Source organism: Mesorhizobium sp. P2_E6, from assembly GCF_056403835.1.
Genome location: NZ_JBFUEQ010000019.1, coordinates 1 through 20606, shown reverse-complemented (window position 1 = coordinate 20606; position 20606 = coordinate 1). Strand labels below are relative to the sequence as shown.

22 protein-coding genes are annotated in these 20606 nt (G+C 62.1%); 7 read left to right on the top strand and 15 right to left on the bottom strand.

The window, feature by feature from the left end:
* Window positions 1–86 precede the first annotated feature (86 nt).
* Window positions 87–362, top strand: a complete 276-nt coding sequence (locus tag AC1D08_RS31925; RefSeq protein WP_477425005.1) for a hypothetical protein — start codon at window positions 87–89, stop codon at window positions 360–362.
* A 294-nt stretch (window positions 363–656) separates the two neighbouring features.
* Window positions 657–1472, top strand: a complete 816-nt coding sequence (locus AC1D08_RS31920; RefSeq protein WP_477425004.1) for a CPBP family intramembrane glutamic endopeptidase — start codon at window positions 657–659, stop codon at window positions 1470–1472.
* Between the two features lie 146 nt (window positions 1473–1618).
* Here the strand turns inward: AC1D08_RS31920 and era are convergent, their stop codons facing one another.
* From era to rpoZ, 9 genes are all read right to left on the bottom strand, one after another.
* A complete protein-coding gene (era, locus tag AC1D08_RS31915; protein WP_379026024.1) occupies window positions 1619–2551 on the bottom strand; it encodes a GTPase Era in 933 nt (310 codons plus the stop codon).
* Window positions 2552–2721: 170 nt separating this feature from the next.
* On the bottom strand, window positions 2722–3468 hold the full coding sequence (gene rnc, locus AC1D08_RS31910) for a ribonuclease III (RefSeq protein WP_457154092.1): 747 nt from the start codon (window positions 3466–3468) through the stop codon (window positions 2722–2724).
* Window positions 3468–4217: a signal peptidase I gene (gene lepB / locus AC1D08_RS31905; RefSeq protein WP_095086791.1), complete on the bottom strand. Its 750-nt coding sequence runs from the start codon at window positions 4215–4217 to the stop codon at window positions 3468–3470. The genes rnc and lepB overlap by 1 nt, the downstream gene beginning before the upstream one ends.
* A gap of 77 nt (window positions 4218–4294) precedes the next feature.
* Window positions 4295–4708 carry a holo-ACP synthase gene (acpS, locus tag AC1D08_RS31900; protein ID WP_184871218.1) on the bottom strand — a complete coding sequence of 138 codons (414 nt, stop codon included), beginning with the start codon at window positions 4706–4708 and terminating at the stop codon, window positions 4295–4297.
* Complete coding sequence (locus AC1D08_RS31895) at window positions 4705–5304, bottom strand: DUF2062 domain-containing protein (protein ID WP_477226242.1); 600 nt, start codon at window positions 5302–5304, stop codon at window positions 4705–4707. The genes acpS and AC1D08_RS31895 overlap by 4 nt, the downstream gene beginning before the upstream one ends.
* A gap of 252 nt (window positions 5305–5556) precedes the next feature.
* Window positions 5557–5958 (bottom strand): VOC family protein, encoded by a 402-nt coding sequence (locus AC1D08_RS31890; RefSeq protein ID WP_457153442.1) that lies wholly within the window; start codon window positions 5956–5958, stop codon window positions 5557–5559.
* 46 nt (window positions 5959–6004) lie between these two features.
* Complete coding sequence (pyrE, locus tag AC1D08_RS31885) at window positions 6005–6583, bottom strand: orotate phosphoribosyltransferase (protein WP_095086590.1); 579 nt, start codon at window positions 6581–6583, stop codon at window positions 6005–6007.
* Between the two features lie 66 nt (window positions 6584–6649).
* Window positions 6650–8878 carry a RelA/SpoT family protein gene (locus AC1D08_RS31880; protein WP_095086593.1) on the bottom strand — a complete coding sequence of 743 codons (2229 nt, stop codon included), beginning with the start codon at window positions 8876–8878 and terminating at the stop codon, window positions 6650–6652.
* Window positions 8879–9009: 131 nt separating this feature from the next.
* Window positions 9010–9411, bottom strand: coding sequence for a DNA-directed RNA polymerase subunit omega (gene rpoZ / locus AC1D08_RS31875; protein ID WP_477418426.1), 402 nt, complete (start codon window positions 9409–9411; stop codon window positions 9010–9012).
* A 326-nt stretch (window positions 9412–9737) separates the two neighbouring features.
* On the opposite strand from rpoZ, the gene AC1D08_RS31870 reads away from it, so the two are divergent.
* Both AC1D08_RS31870 and AC1D08_RS31865 read left to right on the top strand, forming a co-directional pair.
* A complete protein-coding gene (locus tag AC1D08_RS31870) occupies window positions 9738–10319 on the top strand; it encodes a LabA-like NYN domain-containing protein (RefSeq protein ID WP_095086599.1) in 582 nt (193 codons plus the stop codon).
* 11 nt (window positions 10320–10330) lie between these two features.
* Entirely contained in the window at window positions 10331–10987 is a 657-nt protein-coding gene (locus AC1D08_RS31865; RefSeq protein WP_457153439.1) for a uracil-DNA glycosylase, read from the top strand.
* 9 nt (window positions 10988–10996) lie between these two features.
* On the opposite strand, the gene AC1D08_RS31860 is transcribed toward AC1D08_RS31865, so the two are convergent.
* A complete protein-coding gene (locus AC1D08_RS31860) occupies window positions 10997–12010 on the bottom strand; it encodes a zinc-binding alcohol dehydrogenase family protein (protein WP_477425002.1) in 1014 nt (337 codons plus the stop codon).
* Between the two features lie 110 nt (window positions 12011–12120).
* On the opposite strand from AC1D08_RS31860, the gene AC1D08_RS31855 reads away from it, so the two are divergent.
* Window positions 12121–12483 carry a winged helix-turn-helix transcriptional regulator gene (locus tag AC1D08_RS31855; protein WP_167392168.1) on the top strand — a complete coding sequence of 121 codons (363 nt, stop codon included), beginning with the start codon at window positions 12121–12123 and terminating at the stop codon, window positions 12481–12483.
* 69 nt (window positions 12484–12552) lie between these two features.
* Here AC1D08_RS31855 and AC1D08_RS31850 read toward each other — a convergent pair whose 3' ends face one another.
* Genes AC1D08_RS31850 through dapA form a run of 3 tightly spaced genes read right to left on the bottom strand, consistent with a single transcriptional unit; the run spans window position 12553 to window position 14689 of the window.
* On the bottom strand, window positions 12553–13266 hold the full coding sequence (locus tag AC1D08_RS31850; protein ID WP_457153875.1) for a glycoside hydrolase family 25 protein: 714 nt from the start codon (window positions 13264–13266) through the stop codon (window positions 12553–12555).
* Window positions 13267–13302: 36 nt separating this feature from the next.
* On the bottom strand, window positions 13303–13782 hold the full coding sequence (gene smpB, locus AC1D08_RS31845; RefSeq protein WP_013896388.1) for an SsrA-binding protein SmpB: 480 nt from the start codon (window positions 13780–13782) through the stop codon (window positions 13303–13305).
* 25 nt (window positions 13783–13807) lie between these two features.
* On the bottom strand, window positions 13808–14689 hold the full coding sequence (gene dapA, locus AC1D08_RS31840; protein WP_457153876.1) for a 4-hydroxy-tetrahydrodipicolinate synthase: 882 nt from the start codon (window positions 14687–14689) through the stop codon (window positions 13808–13810).
* A 293-nt stretch (window positions 14690–14982) separates the two neighbouring features.
* Between dapA and AC1D08_RS31835 the strand changes: the two genes are divergently transcribed.
* Together AC1D08_RS31835 and AC1D08_RS31830 are read left to right on the top strand one after the other, a co-directional pair.
* Complete coding sequence (locus AC1D08_RS31835; RefSeq protein WP_457153874.1) at window positions 14983–17013, top strand: lytic transglycosylase domain-containing protein; 2031 nt, start codon at window positions 14983–14985, stop codon at window positions 17011–17013.
* Between the two features lie 151 nt (window positions 17014–17164).
* Window positions 17165–18046 (top strand): alpha/beta fold hydrolase, encoded by an 882-nt coding sequence (locus AC1D08_RS31830; protein ID WP_477425000.1) that lies wholly within the window; start codon window positions 17165–17167, stop codon window positions 18044–18046.
* 75 nt (window positions 18047–18121) lie between these two features.
* Here the strand turns inward: AC1D08_RS31830 and AC1D08_RS31825 are convergent, their stop codons facing one another.
* Both AC1D08_RS31825 and AC1D08_RS31820 read right to left on the bottom strand, forming a co-directional pair.
* Window positions 18122–19204 carry a tyrosine-type recombinase/integrase gene (locus tag AC1D08_RS31825; RefSeq protein WP_477226235.1) on the bottom strand — a complete coding sequence of 361 codons (1083 nt, stop codon included), beginning with the start codon at window positions 19202–19204 and terminating at the stop codon, window positions 18122–18124.
* Window positions 19205–19444: 240 nt separating this feature from the next.
* Window positions 19445–20590, bottom strand: a complete 1146-nt coding sequence (locus AC1D08_RS31820; protein ID WP_477226234.1) for a porin — start codon at window positions 20588–20590, stop codon at window positions 19445–19447.
* Window positions 20591–20606: the final 16 nt, after the last annotated feature.

Genomic DNA, 20606 nt, shown 5'->3' with positions numbered 1-20606 from the left:
GACGATTCCGGAAATAATCCCGTTTCCATCAACAGATTAATGCTGTGTTGCACAAATAACACTTTCCATATTGGAAGTTAGCACAATTGGAACAACGTCATATATTCAATATATTTTCAGATAATTGCGCGGCTAATTATTACTTTTTGACATCAAATTTCTACGATTGCGCTCCGCACGCAAAATATGCGCCTGCTTTCGGCGAAAAGCTGGCTGGATATTTCTTCACCCACCGACCATCCGATGGCATCCGTCCGCCACTTGCGCTCTGGCGCTGCGCCGAAATGCAGGGCGACGCCTGCCCGGCCAGTTTTGCTTTTGCCGAGGCGATCGAACCCGCCGGAGCGCTGTCGCGTCGCTGATTATGACGGCAGCCAACCGATCAAGACGATTCTGTGTGAGTTGGTCGCGCGCCAATGATGCGGATCGTCCTGTAGCGACAAGACAGCGGAGCGATGTCTGTCCAGCGGAAATATCGGAATTCTTTCAGAAACCGCTCGGGATTTTTGGCCGCGCCGGTGCCAATAGACCCGGGTTGGCCGATGCGGTCGGCACGGCCTGCCGAACAATTCGGCTGGCTCGTCTCCAGATGCATGTCGACCGATCGGGCAGCCCGGCGACCTCTCGTGACCAATCTGCCCGCTGAGAGGACCGACATGACTTCCGTCCCGAGCCTGGTGCGAAGGCACCAGCTGACCGCCTTCTTTTCGCTCGCGCTTGGCCTGACCTGGCTGGCGTTCATCCCATTCTGGCTGTCGAATGGCGACAGCATTCCCTGGTTCACCTTCGGTCCTATGGCCGCCGGCTTCATCGTCGCGGCCCTGTCCGGCGGCTGGGGTTCGGTCAAGGCAATCCTCGCCTCGATGGTGAAATGGCGGGTTCACCCGTTGTGGTACCTGGTGGCATTCGGCCTGCCCTTCGGAACACAATTGATCTCGATCCTGATCAATCCGCTGTTTGGCTCGGCAGCACCGGCCTGGAGCAATATTCCGGCCCTCTCCGAGATGCTGCCGATCATAGCGCTGTACGCAGTCTTCAGCGGCCCGCTCGGGGAAGAGCCTGGCTGGCGCGGCTTTGCGACGCCACGTCTTCTCGCCAGCCATTCAGCACTGACCGGCAGCCTGATCCTCGGCGTGATCTGGGCGATCTGGCACTTCCCGCTCGGCCTGGTCGGCGACCTCAGCCTCTACAGCACGATCAACGTCGTGCTGGCCGGAATTGTGTTCACCTGGCTCTATCAGAACACCGGCAGCGTGCTGCTCGCCTTCATCATGCACGTGACGCACCAAAACAGCGTGCGCTTCCTCGGCAAGGTCTTCACCGGCGGCGACTACCTGCAGCAGCAGTGGATCGGCGTGGCCATCTGGGCGATCATCGCCGTCGCCATCGTCGCCTACTACGGCACCGAGAGCTTCGTTCGCCGGCCAAAGGACGCAGCTTGCCGCGGCTGGCGCTGTCTAGGCGCGCAATGAGCGCGGTGTCCGAAGCGGGGCGCCGCACCTTTGGTCGGCGGCGCGGATGCGTATTGCCGGCGCTCGGGGAGCGGCGAAAGCCCCGCCAACAGGGCGACATCAAGTCATCGGTGCATGGGCGGCAAGCACTACATCGATCCCCGGGATTAGCGCGGGAATTCGAGCCCCATCTCGCGATAGCGCTCGGGGTCGTCACCCCAGTTCTCGCGCACCTTGACGAACAGGAAGAGGTGCACCTTCTGTTCGAGGATGCCAGCGATCTCCATGCGAGCCGCCTGTCCGATGGCGCGGATGGTTTCGCCCTTGTGGCCGAGGACGATCTTCTTCTGGCTGTCGCGCTCGACATAGATGGTCTGGTCGATGCGCACCGAGCCGTCCGGCTTCTCTTCCCATTTCTCGGTCTCGATATGGGAGGAATAGGGCAGTTCCTGATGCAGCCGCAGATAAAGCTTTTCGCGGGTGATCTCGGCCGCTAGCTGGCGCATCGGCAGGTCCGAAATCTGATCTTCCGGATAATACCAGGGGCCGGCCGGCAGGGCTTCGGCGAGATAGTCGAGCAGGTCCTTGCAGCCGGAACCGGTCAGCGCCGAGACCATGAAGGTGCGCTTGAACGGCACTTTCTCGTTCGCTGCAGCCGACAGGGCCAGCAGCGCCTCATGCTTGACGCGATCGACCTTGTTGAGGATGAGCACCATCGGCTGGCGCACATCCTTCAGCCGCTCAAGGATGGCGTCGGCATCGCCCCTGATGCCGCGCTCGGCGTCGATCAAAAGCAGCACGATATCGGCATCCTTGGCGCCGCCCCAGGCGGTGGTCACCATTGCCGTGTCGAGCCGCCGCTTGGGTTTGAAGATACCGGGCGTGTCGACGAAGACGATCTGCGCATTGTCATGCGTGGCGATGCCGCGCACGATGGCCCGGGTCGTCTGCACCTTGTGGGTGACGATCGACACCTTGGCGCCGACCAGCTGGTTGACCAGTGTCGACTTGCCCGCATTTGGCGCGCCGATCAGCGCAACGAAACCGGAGTGCGTGGCGGCGACCTCCGTTGCCGGAGAGGTGTCTTCGGTGGCGGTCATGCCGCGCTCCCTTCATCAGAGCGGTTCATCGTTTCACGGAAACGCCGAACCGCTCTATCTCCTTGTTTTGACGCAATTCCCTGAGGGAGAGCGCTATACACTTTTCCCGGAATTGCTCCAGAGCGCGCGCGTCTACTTGGACGCACAAAGGACGCTCTAAAACTTTGACTCTACGCATCGTGCTTTCCAAAAATCGGCTCCGATTTTTGGCTCGATGCGCTGGCCCAGACGCCTTCACGCAAAAGAAATGCCGAAGCCGCCGCTTCTTCCGCTGCCCTGCGGGAGCCGCCGGTGCCGGTGGAAGGCGCAAAGCCGCTGACCTGCAAGGACACCGTGAAGACCGGCTGGTGGTCGGGCCCTTCGCGCTTTTCGATCACATATTCAGGGCGCGCATCGCTGGTCTTGGCAATCCATTCCTGCAAATCGGATTTCGGATTGAGCGGCTTTGCCACAACCGTGCGCGAGCGCGGCTCCCAGTAGCGCAGGACGAAGCGCCGCGCGGCGTCGATGCCACCGTCAACATAAACCGCCGCGATCAGGGCTTCGACCGCATCTGCCAGATAGTTTCCGCCCGAGCCACGCGACCGCGTCTTCAAGGCCGCGTCGGCCCGAACCATATCCTCGAGCTGCATTTCGATGCCGATCTCGGAGCATGTTTTCGCATCGACCAGTGCATTGAAACGTGGCGCAATTTCACCTTCCGGCGCGTCGGGAAACTTTTCGAAAAGCATATCGGCGACCACAAGCCCAAGCACTCGGTCGCCAAGGAATTCGAGACGCTGATTGTTGCTTGCCGCCTTGACCGCACTGGAGTGCGTCAATGCGGTCTCGAGCAAGCGGAGATCCTTGAAGACATGGCCGGTCTTGGCCTTCACCAAACCGGCCAGTGTTTCGCCTGTCGGGCGCTTCAAAGCCATCAATTGACGAAGTGGAACAGGCGCGAAGCGCGCATCAGCGTCGGCCATTTCCAGATTTCGAGCGGGCTCGCCTTGCCGGCGATCGAGAAGAAAACAAGATTGGCGCGGCCAACCAGATTTTCCGCCGGGACGAAGCCGACGGTGAAGCGGCTGTCCGAGGAATTGTCACGGTTGTCGCCCATCATGAAATAGTGGCCGGGGGGCACGTTCCATTCGCGGGTGTTGTCACCGATCGAATTGGGCGAGATGTCCAGCGTGTCGTAGCTGACGCCGTTGGGCAGCGTTTCCCGGTAGACGTCGATCGGCCGAGGCTCTTCGGTGATGTCGGGATTGTCGATCTGGCCGGTTTTCACGCGCGGCACGCCGACGTCGTTGATGAACAGCTGGCCGTCCTTGACCTGGATCTTGTCGCCGGGCAGGCCGACCACGCGCTTGATGTAGTCGACGGACGGGTCAGGCGGGAACTTGAACACCACCACGTCGCCGCGCTTCGGCTCGGAGCCCCAGATGCGGCCCGAAAAGATGTCGGGGCCGAAAGGCAGCGAGTAGCGGGAATAGCCGTAGGACCATTTGGTGACGAACAGATAGTCGCCTTCCAGAAGCGTCGGGCGCATCGATCCCGACGGGATCGAAAAAGGCTGGAACAACAGCGTGCGGATGACCAGGGCGAGCAAAAGCGCCTGCACGATGACGCTGACGGTCTCGCCAAGGCCGCCGGATTTCTTCTCAGATTTATCAACCACGCTCATGTCGTCCTCGATTGTGCGTTGGATGGTATAGAGTCTCGGCGCGCGCTGGGCAACGTCGTGCCGGTCGTCAGATGCAATCAATGTGGCGCTTCTTCGACGGGCAACGCCTCGATGATCACAAAGGCTTGAGCGAGCGGGAAATCATCGGTGATGGTGAGGTGGATTGCCGCCCGATGGCCCTTAGGCAGGATTTTGTCCAGCCGCGCCCGTGCCCCTCCCGTCAGCGCCATGGTCGGCGCGCCGCTGGGCAGGTTGACGACACCCATGTCGCGCCAGAACACGCCCTGCGCCAGACCCGTGCCCAGCGCCTTGGCGCAGGCTTCCTTGGCGGCGAAGCGCTTGGCGTAGGACGCAGCACGCGCGCGGCGGTTCTCGGAGCGGGCCTGCTCGAGATCGGTGTAGATTCGCTGGATGAAGCGCTGGCCGTGACGCTCAAGCGACTTTTCGATGCGTCTGATATCGATCAGGTCACTGCCGATGCCGATGATCATCGTGCGGCGGAACCAATGCTTCCGCCGGGATGAGACGATTGCCCATGCCGGCTTGCGCGCTCGGCGAGGCGCTTGCGTCGCTGCTCGCGGAAAGCGTTCATACCCCAGCGCGTGACGCCATAGAACAAGAGGCCGAACACCAGCCCGAGCGGGATCGCGCCGATCAGCATCGGCTCGAGCACGGGCTTCCACAATTGCGCGAAGGAAAGCCTGTGCAGCATCTCGCCCAGATGCGCCGGTGGGCCATGCGCAGGCAGGCGGTCATGCAGGATCAGCTTTCCGGTTTCCCAGGAGGCGCCCCACAGCAGCGGAAAGGTCAGCGGGTTGCCGAAGAAAACCGCTGCAAGGGCCGCCGCCACCAGATTGCCGGCGATCACCCAGCACAGGATGGCGGCAATGGCGAAATGAAAGCCCACGGGAAAAAACGAGGCGAAGACGCCGGCGGCGACACCGGCCGCCACGGCGTGCGGTGTGGCCTTCAGCCGCAGGATGCGCTTGGAGAAATACTGAAGCGAGCGCGAAAACGAGCGGCGCGGCCACAAATAGGTACGCACCCGCTCGATAAGGCCATCAGGCTTGCGGCGTCGAAAAAGCACTCTGTACCCGTTTCACAGCTCCCGCGCCGGCACTTTCAGCCGGGCGCAACAGCACTATCTTGCGCTTGACGATCCCCCGATGGCAATCGCCACGTTGATATAGCGACGCGCTGGCAGGAGAACAACCAACGCCGCCTGCTTGGCGTGCGCTTGTTGCCGCCCTTGCGGGATGGCATTCCTCGCATCGAACATTGGACAATCGCGGCGAATTTAAGGAACCGGCATTTGTCGTATGGCCGAAAGGCGCGGCGGCTACGGCAAATATTCGCTGACCTCGACCAGATTGCCGTCCGGGTCGCGGAAATAGACCGACATCATCGGACCACGAGCCCCGACGCGTTCGACCGGTCCGAGTTCCACCACCACCCCATTGGCCGAGAGACGGGTGCTGACTTCGCCCAGCGGCCGGTCGGTGATCAGGCAGAAGTCGCCCGAGCCGGGCGTCGGCGCCTTCGCCTTCGGCTCGAAGGTGCGGCCCACCTCGTGCACATTGATCTTCTGGGTGCCGAAAGCCAGCGCTGTCGGCCGGCCGGGCGCATCGATGCGTTCAAAACCCAGCACGCGCTGATAAAAGGCGCAGGTCACGTCCAGCGAAGCGACCGTCAGCACGAAATGATCGATGCCTGCGATCATCGCCAATTTGTTTTCATGCATGTCGTTAACCCAAAACCGCTGCACACTTTTGGGCGGCACGCATGGGTCAAATATTGCGGCTGCCGGGCTTGACCGCCGGTATGGCGGCCAGCTCCGGCGGCAGCCGGTCGGCCGGATAGGCTGGAACCTCATATTCGGCGAGCGCGATCAACGGCACGCCGACATGGGTCTTGCCGGCCGAACGGTCGATGATGCAGGCGGCGGCAACCACCTCAGCGCCAAGCTCGCGCAGGCACTCGATGGTTTCGCGGATCGACAGGCCGGTGGTGACGATATCCTCGACGATGACGACGCGCGCACCGCTGGCGATCTCGAAGCGGCGCAGGCGAAACTCGCCCCCTTCCCGCTCAACCCATATCGCCGGCACGCCGAGATGGCGCGAGGTCTCGTAGGCTGGGATCAGCCCGCCGATCGCCGGACCGACGACGTAGTCGATCTTGCCCGGCACGCCAGCGCGGATCTTTTCGGCCAGCGCCTTGCACAGCCGCTCGGTCTTGTCGGCATGCATGAACACGCGCGCCTTCTGCAGGAAGACCGGGCTTCTCAGGCCCGAGGTCAAAATGAAATGCCCTTCGAGAACAGCACCTGCTTCGCGGAAAATCCCCAGCACTTCATCGGTGTTCATTTCTGCCTCATCTTGATTGACCACGATCTCTTCCGAAAACCGGTCCCCACTTTTCGGGATCATGGTCTAGCCGTTGACACGCCTTGCGTCGCTGACGCTCGAATTGTCCTTGAGCTGCGACAGCAGCCGGTTGAGGTGCTTCAGATCCCAGACTTCGAGATCGATCAGCATCTCGGTGAAGTCGGGCGCGGTGCGGACCATCGACAGCGTGTGGATGTTGGCGTCGTTCGACGCAACGACCTGGGCGATATCGGCGAGCGAACCCGGCGCGTTGATGGCGGTGACCGAGACGCGCGCCGGAAACCGTTCCTTGGTGCGCTCGTCAATGTCCCAGCGCACGTCGATCCAGCGTTCGGGCTGGTCGTCGAAGGCCTGCAGCGCCGGCGACTGGATCGGATAGATGGTGATGCCGGTGCCGGGCTGGACGATGCCGACGATGCGGTCGCCAGGCACCGCCCCTTCCGGCGCAAAACGGACCGGCAGGTCGCCACGCACGCCGCGGATCGGCACGGCGCCATCGCGCGGCTGGTCCTTGTCCTTGCGCGCCGCGCGGCCCGGAATCTGGAACAGCATGCCGGCGGCGTTGCGGATTTTCGACCAGCCCTCCTCGCGCTGCTTGGGCGCGGCGGTGGTGACACGCTCGTCCTTGTAGTCGGGGAATACCGCCTTCATGACATCGGTGGAGGCGAGCTCGCCACGGCCGACCGAGGCCAGCACGTCCTCGATATCCTTGCGCGCCAGCCGATGCAGCACCTGCTTCAGGCTCTCCTTGGTGAAGGTCTTGCCGGCGCGCTCGAAGGCGCGTTCCAGGATGCGGATGCCGAGGCCCGAATACTGCTTGCGGATGGCATTCTTGGTGGCGCGGCGGATGGCCGAGCGCGCCTTGCCGGTGACGACGACCGATTCCCAGGCCGCCGGCGGCACCTGCGCCTTGGAGCGGATGATCTCGACCTCGTCGCCGTTCTTCAGTTCCGTCATCAGCGGCATGATGCGGCCGTTGACCTTGGCGCCGACGCAGGTGTCGCCGACATCGGTGTGCACGGCATAGGCGAAATCGATGGGCGTAGCACCTCGCGGCAGTGCAATCAGCATGCCTTTCGGCGTGAAGCAGAACACCTGGTCCTGGAACAGTTCCAATTTGGTGTTTTCGAGAAAATCTTCCGGATTGTCACCCTCGGCAAGCTGCTCGATGGTGCGCCGCAGCCAGGCATAGGCGTTGGTCTCCTTCGAGATCGCATGGGCGGCGCCGTTGGTCTTGCCGCCGGTGTCCTTGTAGATCGAATGCGCTGCCACGCCGTATTCAGCGATCTTGTTCATTTCGCGGGTTCGGATCTGCAGCTCGACGCGCTGGCGCGACGGCCCGACGATGGTGGTGTGGATCGACCGATAGTCGTTCTGCTTCGGCGTCGAGATGTAATCCTTGAAGCGGCCGGGCACCATCGACCAAGCGGTGTGGATGGCTCCGAGCGCGCGATAACAATCCTCCACCGTATCGACGACGACACGGAAGCCGAAGATGTCGGACAGCTGCTCGAAGGACAGGGCCTTGGCCTCCATCTTGCGGAACACCGACCACGGCTTCTTCTGACGGCTTTTCACGCTGGCCTTGATCGCATGCTTTTCGAACAGCGCGGACAACGCCTTCTCGATCTCGGACAGCACATCCTTGTTGCGCTCGAAGATTTCGGCGAGCCGGGCAGTGACGGCGCGATAGGCTTCCGGGTTGATGTAGCGGAAGGCGATCTCCTCCAGCTCCTCGCGCATGCCTTGCATGCCCATGCGCCCGGCGAGCGGCGCATAGATGTCCATCGTCTCCTCGGCGATGCGCAGGCGCTTGGCCTCCGGCATATGGTCGAGGGTGCGCATGTTGTGCAAACGGTCGGCGAGCTTGACCAGAAGGACGCGGACATCCTCCGAAATCGCCAGCAGAAGCTTACGCAGGTTTTCCGCCTGCTCGGCCTTCTTCGACACGAGATCGAGTTTCTTGAGCTTGGTCAGCCCCTCGACCAGCTTGCCCATTTCGGGCCCGAACAGCTCATCGATTTCGGCCCGCGTCGCCGTGGTGTCCTCGATGGTGTCGTGCAGCAGGGCGACCGCGATCGTCGCCTCGTCCATGTGCATTTCGGTGAGGATGGCGGCGACTTCGAGCGGATGCGAGAAATAAGGATCGCCGGAAGCGCGCTTCTGGTGGCCATGCTTCTGCATGGCATAGACATAGGCCTTGTTGAGCAACGCCTCGTTGACGTCAGGCTTGTAGCGCTGGACGCGCTCGACAAGCTCATACTGACGCATCATGGGCGGGATCTCGCAGCGGTGAAATGAATCATGCGCCGCACTGCTGTACGGCGCATGTCATAGATAGCCACGAAACTGCCGATACGGAAGTGCGGAAGATTGTTCCAGCGACCTCCAGAACGGAGGCTCGCTTAGTAGTCGTCGCTCTTTTCCGGGGGCACCAGGCCCTCGATGCCGGCCAGGAGATCTTCCTCGGTCATCCGGTCGAAGGTGATGTTCTCCTCGGCGTCGTCGGCATCGGTGGCCGCGACTGTGGCGCCGGTCTGGTCGGCAATCGCCTCGCCATCGGCTTCGGGCTCGTCGACCTCGACATGCTTCTGCAGCGAGTGGATCAGGTCTTCCTTGAGGTCGTCGGGCGACAGTGTCTCGTCGGCGATCTCGCGCAGCGCCACGACCGGGTTCTTGTCGTTGTCACGCGGCACGGTGATCGGCGCGCCCTGGCTGATCTGGCGGGCACGGTGGCCGGCAAGGAGCACCAGCTCAAAGCGGTTGTCGACCTTGTCGATGCAATCTTCAACGGTTACGCGGGCCATGGACTGCCCCTTTCATGCGATGGATTTGATGGAAATCAGGCGCGGTCCTTAACCCGAACGCCGCCAAAACACAAGCATCATGGCAATGGCGGGGTCGCAGGGCCGCCAATCCCTTCATTTAAACACCCGATCGGCAAAATCAGGCTGCATCCATCGGTTCGGCGCCCGATCACAATTGCTTGCAGTTCGCCAACACGCCCTTGGATTGCCGTGAAACTGGCGTTATCTCGGATAGCGCGAAGGTCAGCCGGTTTATTATGAGCCTGACCGATAGTCGCTATCGCATTTCGTTAGACGGCCGATTATTTCGAAAAGGACTATTTTCCATGTTCGACCCTCGTGAAAAAATCGCCCTATTCATCGACGGCGCCAATCTCTACGCGACGTCGCGCGCGCTCGGCTTCGACATCGACTATCGCAAGCTCCTGTCGAGCTTCCAGAAGCGCGGCTACCTGCTGCGCGCTTACTACTACACCGCGCTGGTCGAGGATCAGGAATACTCCTCGATCCGTCCGCTGATCGACTGGCTCGATTACAACGGCTTCAAGGTGGTCACCAAGCCGGCCAAGGAATTCACCGACTCGACCGGCCGCCGCAAGATCAAGGGCAATATGGACATCGAACTCACTGTCGATGCGCTGGAACTCGCCGATGTCGTCGACCATTACGTCATCTTTTCCGGCGACGGCGATTTCCGCACGCTGGTCGAGGCGCTGCAGCGGCGTGGCCGCAAGGTGTCGATCGTCTCGACCATGGCCTCTCAGCCGCCGATGATTAGCGACGACCTGCGCCGCCAGGCCGACCATTTCATTGACCTGACAACGTTGAAGAACGAGGTCGGTCGCGATCCGTCCGAGCGGCCGATGCGCCGGCCCGAGCCGGCCGAAGTCGACGAGGACGACTACTGAGGCCGGTCGCGTTGACCGCCCTTTCCATCTCCGAACCCGGCCGCGACTGCCTGCTCTGTCCGCGGCTGCATGATTTCATCGCCGAATGGCGGCAACGTGAGCCATCCTGGTTCAACGCGCCGGTGCCGACTTTTTTGCCACCCGATGGCGACGACGCCGTCCGGCTTCTGATCGTTGGGCTGGCGCCCGGCCTGCGCGGCGCCAACCGCACCGGACGGCCCTTCACCGGCGACTATGCCGGCGACCTGCTGTACTCGACGTTGATTTCGCACGGTTTTGCGCGCGGTGAGTTCAAGGCGCGGCCGGATGACGGACTGGAGTTGGTCGGCACGGCGATCACCAATGCGGTGCGCTGCGTGCCGCCGGAGAACAAGCCGGTGGGCGCCGAGATTGCCACGTGCCGGACGTTCCTGGTGCCGACGATCGCCCGCTTTCCCAATTTGCGCGCCGTGCTGGCGCTGGGGTCGATCGCGCACCAGTCGACGGTGCGCGCGCTGGGTGGGCGCGTCGCCGCCTATCCGTTCAAGCATGGCGGGCAGCTGCCGGCCGGGGGCATCACGCTGTTTTCGAGCTATCATTGCTCGCGCTACAACACCAACACAGGTGTGCTGACCGAGGAGATGTTCGTCAGCGTCTTCAGCGAGATCGCGGCCTTCCTGCAGAAATAGCGCCGCCCTTCAGAACCCCTCCAGCACGATCTTGCCCTTGGCCTTGCCGGTCTCGATCAGCGCGTGGGCGCGCTTCAGATTGGCGGCATTGATAGGACCGAAGGTCTCGCCCAGCGTCGTGCGGATGGTCCCGGCGTCGACAAGCCGGGCCAATTCGTTGAGGTGCTCGCCCTGCGCGGCCATGTCCTGCGTCTCGAACATCGAGCGGGTGAACATGAACTCCCAATGCACAGAGACGCTCTTGCGCTTGAACGAATTGATGTCGAGCGATTTGGGATCGTCGATCAGCCCGAAACGGCCTTGCGGCGCGATCAGTTCGGCGATCTCGGCCAAGTGCCGGTCGGTGTTGGTCGTCGAGAACACAAAGGCAGGTGCGCCGAGACCAAGGGCTGCGACTTCGGCGGCGAGCGGCCTGGAGTGATCGACGACTTGATGAGCGCCGAGCCCAAGCGCCCAGTCCCGCGTCTCGGGCCGCGATGCGGTGGCGATCACCGTCAGATCGGTCAGTTGGCGCGCCAGCTGCACCGCGATCGAGCCAACGCCGCCGGCGCCGCCAATAATCAGAATGGCCTTAGCCGCGCCAGCGACAGGTTTCCTGACATCGAGGCGGTCGAACAGAGCCTCCCAGGCGGTGACCGCCGTCAAGGGCAGGGCCGCCGCCTGCGCGTAGCCGAGCGAGCCGGGTTTGCGGCCGACAAGGCGCTCATCGACAATATGGAATTCGGCATTGGTGCCTTGTGGCGCCAGGGCGCCGGAATAGAAGACATCGTCGCCCGCCTTGAACAGGCTGGCGTCCCGACCGGCCGCAACGACCCGGCCGGCAGCGTCCCAGCCGAGCACACGCCATGCTCCGGCCTCGGGTCTGGCGCTTTGCCGCACCTTGGTGTCGACCGGGTTGACCGAGATTGCCTTCACCTCGACCAGCAGGTCACGACCTTTCGGCTCGGGCCTGGGCAAATCGATATCGACCAGGGAGGTCTCATCGCTGATGGGGGCTGGGATTTGATAGCCGACGGCGCGCATTTTGGTCTCCGCGATTGCTCTTGAGTGTTGTTCAGAGCAGAGATGCGGATTATGTGCCGGAAGCGCAAGAATGCACATATAAAGCACATAGTGTCGAAAAGGATACCGTCATGCCGCGCATTCGCCATGAGCGATTCGATTGCAGCCCCGGCTGCACGGTGGAGGGAACACTCCGCTACATCGACGGAAAGTGGAAAGGCGTCGTGCTCTATCATCTGTTCGAGGGCACGATGCGCTTCAACGAGATCCGCCGGCGCATTCCGAACTGCACGCAGCGCATGCTGACCAACCAGCTCCGCGAACTGGAAGCCGATGGGCTGATTGCGCGCAAGATCTATCCTGAAGTGCCGCCGAAAGTGGAGTACAGCCTGACGCCGCGCGGCAGAAGCCTGGAACCGGTGATCACCGCGCTCAAAGTCTGGGGCGATGCCAATGTCACGCTGGCGCCGGAGGCTTCCCAGGCTGCAGCTTGAGACGACGAGCGAGGTCCCGGAATGGCTTCCGGGGATCACTTGGCCTGGGAAATCACTTGGCTTGGGAGATCACTTGGCTTGCGGAACGATCGATCCCGATGATGGCGCGGACAGTGCGCCCAACACGGCCGGACCACCCTGCAGCACATTCAGGTCGACATCGCCGTTGATGCCGTCGACGCGTCCCTTGTTGTGGTACTGCCAGTAGATCCAGTCGCCGCGATCCGGCTGCAGCAGCAACGAGCGAAGCCAGAGCGGCCGGGCGGGGATGCGCCCGGCATAGGCCTGCTCAGCCTCGTCGGTCAGATAGACAATCGCCGGCTTGCCGAACGCGGCCTCGACTGGAGCGAGGAACGCGGCAAGTTCTGCGTTCAGTTGCTCGGGTGTTGGCCGCTGCGGGCAATTGCCGCCGAACTCGATGTCGACGACCGGCGGCAGCAAGGGCTGGTCGTGCGGCACCACCGAGATGAAATTCTTCGCCTGGTCGGCACCAGGCCGACAGAAGGTGAAGAAATGATAGGCGCCGACGGCAAGTCCGGCCGCGCGGGCCTCACGCAGATTGGTGGAGAAGGCATCGTCGACATGATCGCCACCTTCGGTCGCCTTGATGACGGCAAAGGCGACGTCGGCGGCGGCAACGCGGCGCCAGTCGATCTGGCCCTGGTGATGGGAGACGTCGATGCCCCGCACCGGATATTTGCCGCGGTCTGGCGAGAATGCCCTGAAATAGAGATAGCCGCCCGCAGCGATGAAACACACCAGGACCAGGCTGGCCAAACCCAAAAGGACGATCCGGTTCTTCAAACGAATGGCCCCTGCCTACCCCCGCTCTTTTAAGAGCCTGCCCTTCTCGCGCGACCAGTCGCGCTGCTTCTCGGTTTCTCGCTTGTCGTGCAATTTCTTGCCGCGGCCGACGGCGAGCAGCAGCTTGGCGCGACCCTGATCGTTGAAATAGATCTTCAGCGGCACCAGCGTCATGCCTTCGCGGTCGACGCTCTGTGCCAGCTTGGCCATCTCGCGCTTGTTGAGCAGGAGTTTGCGGCGGCGGCGGGGCTCGTGGTTGAAGCGGTTGGCCTGCAGATACTCCGGCAGGTATGAATTGATCAGCCAGATCTCGCCGCCTTCGACCGAGGCATAGCTGTCCTGGATGTTGGCCTGGCCCTGGCGCAGCGACTTGACCTCGGTGCCGGTCAGCACCAGGCCGGTCTCGATCGTGTCGAGCACCTCATAGGAAAACCGCGCCTTGCGGTTTTCCGCAACGGTCTTGTTGTTGGGATCGGCTTTTCTGACTTGATTCATGATGTGGAGAGGTGGCGCCTCATCCCTAGTTTATCAAGCCGGCGTGCTTCATCGCCGCATCGATCCTGTCGGCGGTCGACTGTTCGACGGTCATCAGCGGCGAACGCAGCACGTTCTCGACCTTGCCCAGCTTCGACAGCGCATATTTCGCGCCGGAAACGCCGGGCTCGAGGAAGATCGCCTTGTGCAGCGGCAGCAGGCGGTCCTGCAGCTCCAGCGCCTTGGCGCTGTCGCCAGAAAGCGTTGCTTCCTGGAATTCGGCGCAGAGCCGCGGCGCGACATTCGACGTCACCGAAATGCAGCCGACGCCGCCATGCGCGTTGAAGCCGAGCGCCGAAGCGTCCTCGCCCGAAAGCTGGATGAAATCCTTGCCGCACGTGGCGCGCTGCTCGGAAACCCGCTCGACCTTGCCGGTGGCATCCTTGACGCCGATGATATTCTTGAAGTCGTGCACCAGCTGGCCCATCGTCTCCGGGCTCATGTCGATGACCGAGCGCGGCGGGATGTTGTAGATGATGATCGGCAGGCTGGTTGCCCTGGCGACGGCGGCGAAATGCGCGTAGAGGCCGCGTTGCGTCGGCTTGTTGTAATAGGGCGTGACGACGAGTGCGGCGTCGGCGCCGGCCTTCTCGGCATATTGCACCAGCCCGACCGCCTCCTCGGTGTTGTTGGAGCCGGCGCCGGCGACGACCGGTGCGCGGCCCTTGGCCACCTCGATGCAGACCTTGACGACATGGCGGTGCTCGTCATGCGACAGCGTCGGCGACTCGCCAGTGGTGCCGACGGGGACCAAGCCCGTCGTGCCCTCGGCGATCTGCCAGTCGACGAACGCGCGAAAGGCTTTCTCGTCGAAACGCCCGCTCTTTTCGAACGGTGTCACGAGCGCAGTAAGCGAGCCTCTCAGCATGTCGTCCAACTCCTTGGCACTTCTTTGTTCATGCATATCGATGTCCCTAAAACCGGTACCCACTTTTAGGCGACATGCATCGGTGTTTCATCGTGCGCGCCTTCTAGCCGAAAGCGAAGCCGCGCACCATAGTCTCGACATTGTTGCGCGGCAAGCATTGCCATGGTGCCAGCAAGCGCAATTCGAACGACCGCGCTAACTCTTTGTTTACGGGCTCTTCACGACCTAAGTTTAGGCTTCGAAGCCTCTGCGCCTGCTGGTAGAATGCCAGGACAAGGAAAGACGAAAAGACCATGCCGACAAGTCGGCCTCACCTCTTCGCGCTGCTTGGCGCCACGCTCGCGCTGATGCCGGGCATGGCGATCGGCGGCAGCGTCGATGTGCAGGTCACCTCGACCATCCCGATGCCGGGCCTGCAGGCCGAGGCGCCACAGGACGCCTCGCCAAGCGTCGCCCTGTTGAAAAGCGGGCTGGATGCGCTGGCGGCTGGCGACATTCCCGGCGCCCGCGCCGTGCGTGATGCCCTTCCCGGCCACACGCTCGACAAGCATATCCTTGCCTGGGCGATCGCGCTCTACGGCGGTGACAAGGTTCCGAGCGGCGATATTGCCGCCGCCGCGAAGATGCTGCCCACCTGGCCCGGCACCGTCGCCTTGCGCAAGAACAGCGAGCGCGCGCTCTATCGCGAAAACCCTGCCCCCGATACCGTCATTGCCGCGTTCGACGGCAGCCAGCCGCAGACATTCGAAGGCGTGATGGTTCTCGCCCGCGCCTATGTGGCGTCGGGCAATGCCAAGGCGGCGCGTTCGGTGCTGTCGCCGTTCTGGCGTACCGCGATCCTGGAGGCCAAGGACGAGGCGGCGCTGCTCAAGGAATTCGGCAGCCTGATTCCGGCCGCCGACCACCGTTTTCGCATGGAGCGCATGTTCTATGCCGATCGGGCGAATTCGGCGCAGCGCGTCGCCGGCCTCGCCGGTGCCCAGCAGCTTGCCGACGCCTGGGCGGCGGCGGACAGAGGCGACAAGAATGCGCCGAAACTGCTCAAGGCCGTGCCGGCGGCGCAGCGTTCAGCCGGCTACTTCTTCGCGCAGGCCGAATATCTGCGCAAAAAAGAGAATTTTGCCGACGCCGCGGCTGTCGTGATGCAGGCACCGACGGATCGCGAAGCTTTGGTCGATCCGGACGCCTGGTGGGTCGAGCGCCGGGTGTTGTCGCGCGAACTGGTCGACCAGGGCGACATGAAGACGGCCTACCAGATCGTCGCCACGCATGCCGCCGAAAGCGCCACCAATGCGGCGGAGGCCGAGTTCCATGCCGGTTGGTATGCGCTGCGTGGCCTGAACGATCCGAAAACCGCGGCAACGCATTTTGCGCGCATCGCCGACCTCGCCCAGGGACCGATGACGCTGTCGCGCGCCTACTACTGGCTCGGCCGGGCGGCGGAAGTCGGCGGCCCGGGCAGCGCCAAGGACTATTTTGCGCGCGCCGCTGCCTACGGCACGACATTTTACGGCCAGCTTGCCGCCGAACGCGTCGGCCGGCAGGCGCTCAACATTGCCTACCCGCAGCCCGATGCAGCCGACCGGCAGAATTTTGCCGGCCGCGAGGCCGTCAGCGCCATCAAGCGGCTGCAGGAGGCGGGCTACGACCGCTATGCCGAAACGCTCTATCGCGACCTTGCCGGGCAGTTGACCAGCCCAGGCGAACTGGCGCTGCTCGCCGTCTTGGCGGAAAAGCAAGGCAACCATTTCATGGCGCTGAAAGTCGGCAAGATCGCTGGCGCGCGCGGCATCGATGTCGGCGCACTGTCGCATCCGCTCGGCGTCATTCCCGATTCGGCCAACATTTCCGGCTCGGGCAAGGCGCTGGCCTATGCGATCGCCCGCCAGGAAAGCGAATTCAACATCGGTGCCGTGTCGAGCGCAGGCGCTCGCGGACTGCTGCAGCTGATGCCGGGCACCGCCAAGCAATTGGCGAAGAAGGCCGGTTTGCAATTCTCGCAGACACGGCTGACCACCGACGCCGGTTACAACGCGACGCTTGGTTCGGCCTTCCTCGGCGAGCAGCTCGACCGCTTCAACGGCTCCTATGTGCTGACCTTCGCCGGCTACAATGCCGGTCCCAACCGGGCCAGCCAGTGGGTCGCGAAATACGGCGACCCGCGCGGAAAGGACATCGACGCCGTCGTCGACTGGATCGAACGGATTCCCTACACGGAAACAAGAAGTTACGTGCAGCGCGTGATGGAGAATTACGAGGTCTACAAGATGCGTATTTCCGGCAAATACGACATCGTTGGAGATCTCGTGAACGGGCGCGGCTGACGCAGCCGACCCCTCAAGAGGCGTCGCCGAAGCTGTCGATTCTGCCTCTGCGGATCGGCGGCTCTCTCCAACCCAATCTCAATTTGACCCCACCTTCCCTCGCCTATAGCAGTCGGAAGACAATCAGGCAGGCGGAAGGAATCGCGTCCAGATGTCGAGCAGTGAAGGTTTCTCCGATTTTTTCTACAGCGCGCCGGATGGGCTAAACCTTCACGCGCGCGTCTATGGTGACGTGAATGCCGGTCCTTGGCCGGTCGTCTGCCTGCCCGGCCTGACCCGCAACGCACGGGATTTTCATGAACTCGCGCTCTATCTTTCGGCTCGAGCTCAGGCTCCGCGCAAGGTCGTTGCCTTCGATTATCGCGGGCGCGGGCAGTCCGCCTACGATGCCGATGTCGGTCGTTACAATGTCGGCGTCGAAGCCGGCGACATCCTTGCCGGGCTGGCGGCATTGGAAATAGAGGCGGCCGCCTTTATCGGAACATCACGCGGCGGGCTGATCATCCATGTGCTCGGCATGATGCAGCCGGCTATCCTGAAAGCCATTGTTTTCAACGACATCGGGCCGGTGATCGAGGCGGCCGGTCTCGCCCATATCAAGTCCTATCTTGAACGGACACCGAACCCCAGAACCTTCGCCGAGGCCGTGGCTGCCCAACGCAGCGTTCACGGCCAGGACTTTCCCGCTCTCACCGACGTGGATTGGGAGCGGATGGTACGGGCGCTCAACCGCGAGACGGATCAGGGCCTGTTGCCGGATTTCGACCCGAAGCTGGTCGACACCGTTGCGGGTCTCGATCTGACGCAGCCTCTACCTGCCCTATGGCCGCAATTCGACGCGTTGGCCGCGATCCCATTGCTCACCATACGCGGCGCCAACTCGAGATTGCTGTCCACAGACACACTACGGCAGATGCAAGAGCATCATTCCATGATGGAGACGATCACTGTAGAGGGCCAGGGCCACGCCCCTTTCCTCGAAACCGGCAACTTGCCGGACGCCATCGCGTCTTTCCTTGATCGCGCCGAGTGACGGCGCATCTAAAGTAAACCCCAAGACCAAACAAGGTCCTGGGGTTGACACAACAGTATAAGCTAGCTCCCCAGCCTATTTGGCTTTTGAATTTTTCCGAGGCGCTTTCGGCGAGGCCGCGGCTGATTCGTCCCGCTGTTTCCGAGCCGTGGGCGGGGATGAGGGAGTGGTCACAGGCGACGAAAACATGGAGCCTTCCCCACTGCTTGCCGGTTGCTCGCCGCGAGGTGTTTCCAGGACGACCACACAGCCATCGAGGTCATTGGTGGCCAGATGCGCATAACGCATGGTCATCGACAGCGTCTGGTGACCGAGCCACATCTGCACACGGCGGATATCGATGCCACCCTGGACGAGACGCGAGGCGCAGGTGTGTCGCAAGATATGCGGCACCACCTGGTCATCGGCGCCAAGGCCAACTTCGGCTTTGGCATCGTTCCAGATGGCACGGAACTGTGCCTGGCTGAGCTTGGTGAACGGGCCTTTGGGCCGTCGGCCTTCGGCAGCCGGCAGCTTGATGACCTCCTTGACCCGCTCGGTCATCGGAATGGTGCGGCTGCGACCGGATTTGGTGATCCAGAAACTGACCCGATGTTCCTGGATGTCGTTCCAGATCAGCCCAAGCGCCTCACCGAGACGGCACCCGGTATCGACCAAAAAAACTGAAAGCCTGTAGGCGTCCTCGCTGCGGCTCCTGATGGCCGCGAACAGCCGTGCCTCTTCGTCCCTCTCGAGGAAACGAATCCGTCCCGCCCGCTCCTTCTGGCGGCGGAACTCGGGCAGGCTGTGGATATCTCCCATCTTATATGCCTTGCGCAGCAGTTTGCTAAGGGCAGCCATCTTTCGGTTGATGGTTGCGTTGCTGTTGCCGCGCTGGCGCAAGGTACCAATGAGGTTGTCCAGGGTACTCTGGTCAAAGGCGCTGAATCGCTCCCCAAGGAGAAGCTCATCTATCTCGCCGATGAAAGAGCTGACATTGTACTTATGCCGCCCATCATCCCATAATATGTCCCGGTATGCTAAAAAGAGCTCTCGAACCCTATACGACTTTACTTCTCTGATCTTGTTGTAACTGTATCGTATATTCGCATTTTGAGAAGAAAACATCGAAAAATGATCAGAAGGCTCACCCTCTTGAATCGCTTCGGTCGTCATCATTTGCCACACCCCCGAGTGGGATAGATCAGCCCTACCCGCTTGGAGGCGTCCTTTCAAGAGATTTGAATCACGCAGTTGTGATTTCATCCGCCCATCAGCGGATCCCACGAAATCACCCACGGACCCTATTCAGCTACCGTTACCCCCTGTTCCTTCTGTCTGCCTTGACCCAGTCACGAAACAAAAACAGCCCGGGCGTTTGTGCGCCCGGGCTGGATTTCACCTGTGTAGAACCAGCCCTTAGAACGAGCGCTGGAAGCGGAGGATACCGCCGACGCTGCTCTTCTTGTCGGCATGGGTCCAGTTGGAGAAGTCGGCGTCGTCGAACTTGCCTGCATTGAGGTAGTCGACTTCGGCCGTAACCGTGAAGCCGGGGACGATGTCGTAGGCGATGTTCGCGGCGACGCCGAGATTCTTCCAATCGTCATACGAGATCTGAGCGTTGAACGAGGTCTTCTCGTTAAACTTGTAGGTGCCACCGCCCCACACTGCCCAGTTGCCGCCCCACTGCTTGTACATGCCGCGACCGCCAGCCGGGAAAGCCAAGGTCCCGTCGCTGAGGTTGTCGTCGGTGCCGTAACCGGCCATGATCCACAGCGTGACAGCGTCAGACGCCTTCACGTCCAAGCGAACCTTGCCGGACACTTCTTCGTAGTTGCTGTCATAAGCGATGACGCCGGTGATAGCGCCCCAACCCTGCGTCCACTTCACGCCGCCGACGACATGCGGAACATAGCTGTCGATCGTGTAAGCGCCATAGCCTTCTTCGAGCGAGACCACGGCCGAGAAGCCGTTGCCAGCATCGAAGTAGTACTGGATGACGTTGGTGTCGAAGCCGCCGTAGGGAACCAGCGTATCCTGGATAACTTCGCCGGCATAACCGATGAAGGTGTTGTAAGCCGATTCGTCCTTACCGACGCGGAGACCACCGAGCTGGATCCAGGCGAAGTTCAGCGAAGCGCCCGAGTTGCCGGCTTCGTTGATGTAGGGGCTCGTGTCGGCGTTGGCATTGTTGAAGTTGAAGCGGGTCTCGGTGTAGGTCTTCAAGGTGCCGAGCTCGGTTTCCTGGCCGGTCCAGGTCTTCAGCGAGAGACGGGCCCGCTTGCGCCAGGTGTCGTTGCTCTCACCGGCATCCATGTGATCAGCGCTTCTTGCGCCATCGAACGAGCCGACGTCGCCGCCGCCGATGTCGTAACGGACATAGCCGCCGATGCGCAGGCAGGTTTCGGTGCCGGGGATGTAGAAGTAGCCAGCGCCGTAGACGTCGCAGATCTTGACGTATTCAGCGGGCTCCGGCTCGGCGACGACGACGGCGTCGGCGGCGCGCGCACCGGAAACTGCGAGCAGAGCCGCAGCGGAGCCGAGGAGAAGGCTCTTGATGTTCATTTTCTGACCTCCAGTC

What these genes read in the sequence shown, in the direction of transcription:
- AC1D08_RS31920 (WP_477425004.1), top strand. Translation starts at nt 657, where the DNA reads ATGACTTCCGTCCCGAGCCTGGTGCGAAGGCACCAGCTGACCGCCTTC.
- era (WP_379026024.1), bottom strand. Translation starts at nt 2,551, where the DNA reads ATGACCGCCACCGAAGACACCTCTCCGGCAACGGAGGTCGCCGCCACG.
- rnc (WP_457154092.1), bottom strand. Translation starts at nt 3,468, where the DNA reads ATGGCTTTGAAGCGCCCGACAGGCGAAACACTGGCCGGTTTGGTGAAG.
- lepB (WP_095086791.1), bottom strand. Translation starts at nt 4,217, where the DNA reads ATGAGCGTGGTTGATAAATCTGAGAAGAAATCCGGCGGCCTTGGCGAG.
- acpS (WP_184871218.1), bottom strand. Translation starts at nt 4,708, where the DNA reads ATGATCATCGGCATCGGCAGTGACCTGATCGATATCAGACGCATCGAA.
- AC1D08_RS31890 (WP_457153442.1), bottom strand. Translation starts at nt 5,958, where the DNA reads ATGCATGAAAACAAATTGGCGATGATCGCAGGCATCGATCATTTCGTG.
- pyrE (WP_095086590.1), bottom strand. Translation starts at nt 6,583, where the DNA reads ATGAACACCGATGAAGTGCTGGGGATTTTCCGCGAAGCAGGTGCTGTT.
- AC1D08_RS31880 (WP_095086593.1), bottom strand. Translation starts at nt 8,878, where the DNA reads ATGATGCGTCAGTATGAGCTTGTCGAGCGCGTCCAGCGCTACAAGCCT.
- rpoZ (WP_477418426.1), bottom strand. Translation starts at nt 9,411, where the DNA reads ATGGCCCGCGTAACCGTTGAAGATTGCATCGACAAGGTCGACAACCGC.
- AC1D08_RS31870 (WP_095086599.1), top strand. Translation starts at nt 9,738, where the DNA reads ATGTTCGACCCTCGTGAAAAAATCGCCCTATTCATCGACGGCGCCAAT.
- AC1D08_RS31860 (WP_477425002.1), bottom strand. Translation starts at nt 12,010, where the DNA reads ATGCGCGCCGTCGGCTATCAAATCCCAGCCCCCATCAGCGATGAGACC.
- AC1D08_RS31855 (WP_167392168.1), top strand. Translation starts at nt 12,121, where the DNA reads ATGCCGCGCATTCGCCATGAGCGATTCGATTGCAGCCCCGGCTGCACG.
- smpB (WP_013896388.1), bottom strand. Translation starts at nt 13,782, where the DNA reads ATGAATCAAGTCAGAAAAGCCGATCCCAACAACAAGACCGTTGCGGAA.
- dapA (WP_457153876.1), bottom strand. Translation starts at nt 14,689, where the DNA reads ATGCTGAGAGGCTCGCTTACTGCGCTCGTGACACCGTTCGAAAAGAGC.
- AC1D08_RS31835 (WP_457153874.1), top strand. Translation starts at nt 14,983, where the DNA reads ATGCCGACAAGTCGGCCTCACCTCTTCGCGCTGCTTGGCGCCACGCTC.
- AC1D08_RS31830 (WP_477425000.1), top strand. Translation starts at nt 17,165, where the DNA reads ATGTCGAGCAGTGAAGGTTTCTCCGATTTTTTCTACAGCGCGCCGGAT.
- AC1D08_RS31825 (WP_477226235.1), bottom strand. Translation starts at nt 19,204, where the DNA reads ATGATGACGACCGAAGCGATTCAAGAGGGTGAGCCTTCTGATCATTTT.
- AC1D08_RS31820 (WP_477226234.1), bottom strand. Translation starts at nt 20,590, where the DNA reads ATGAACATCAAGAGCCTTCTCCTCGGCTCCGCTGCGGCTCTGCTCGCA.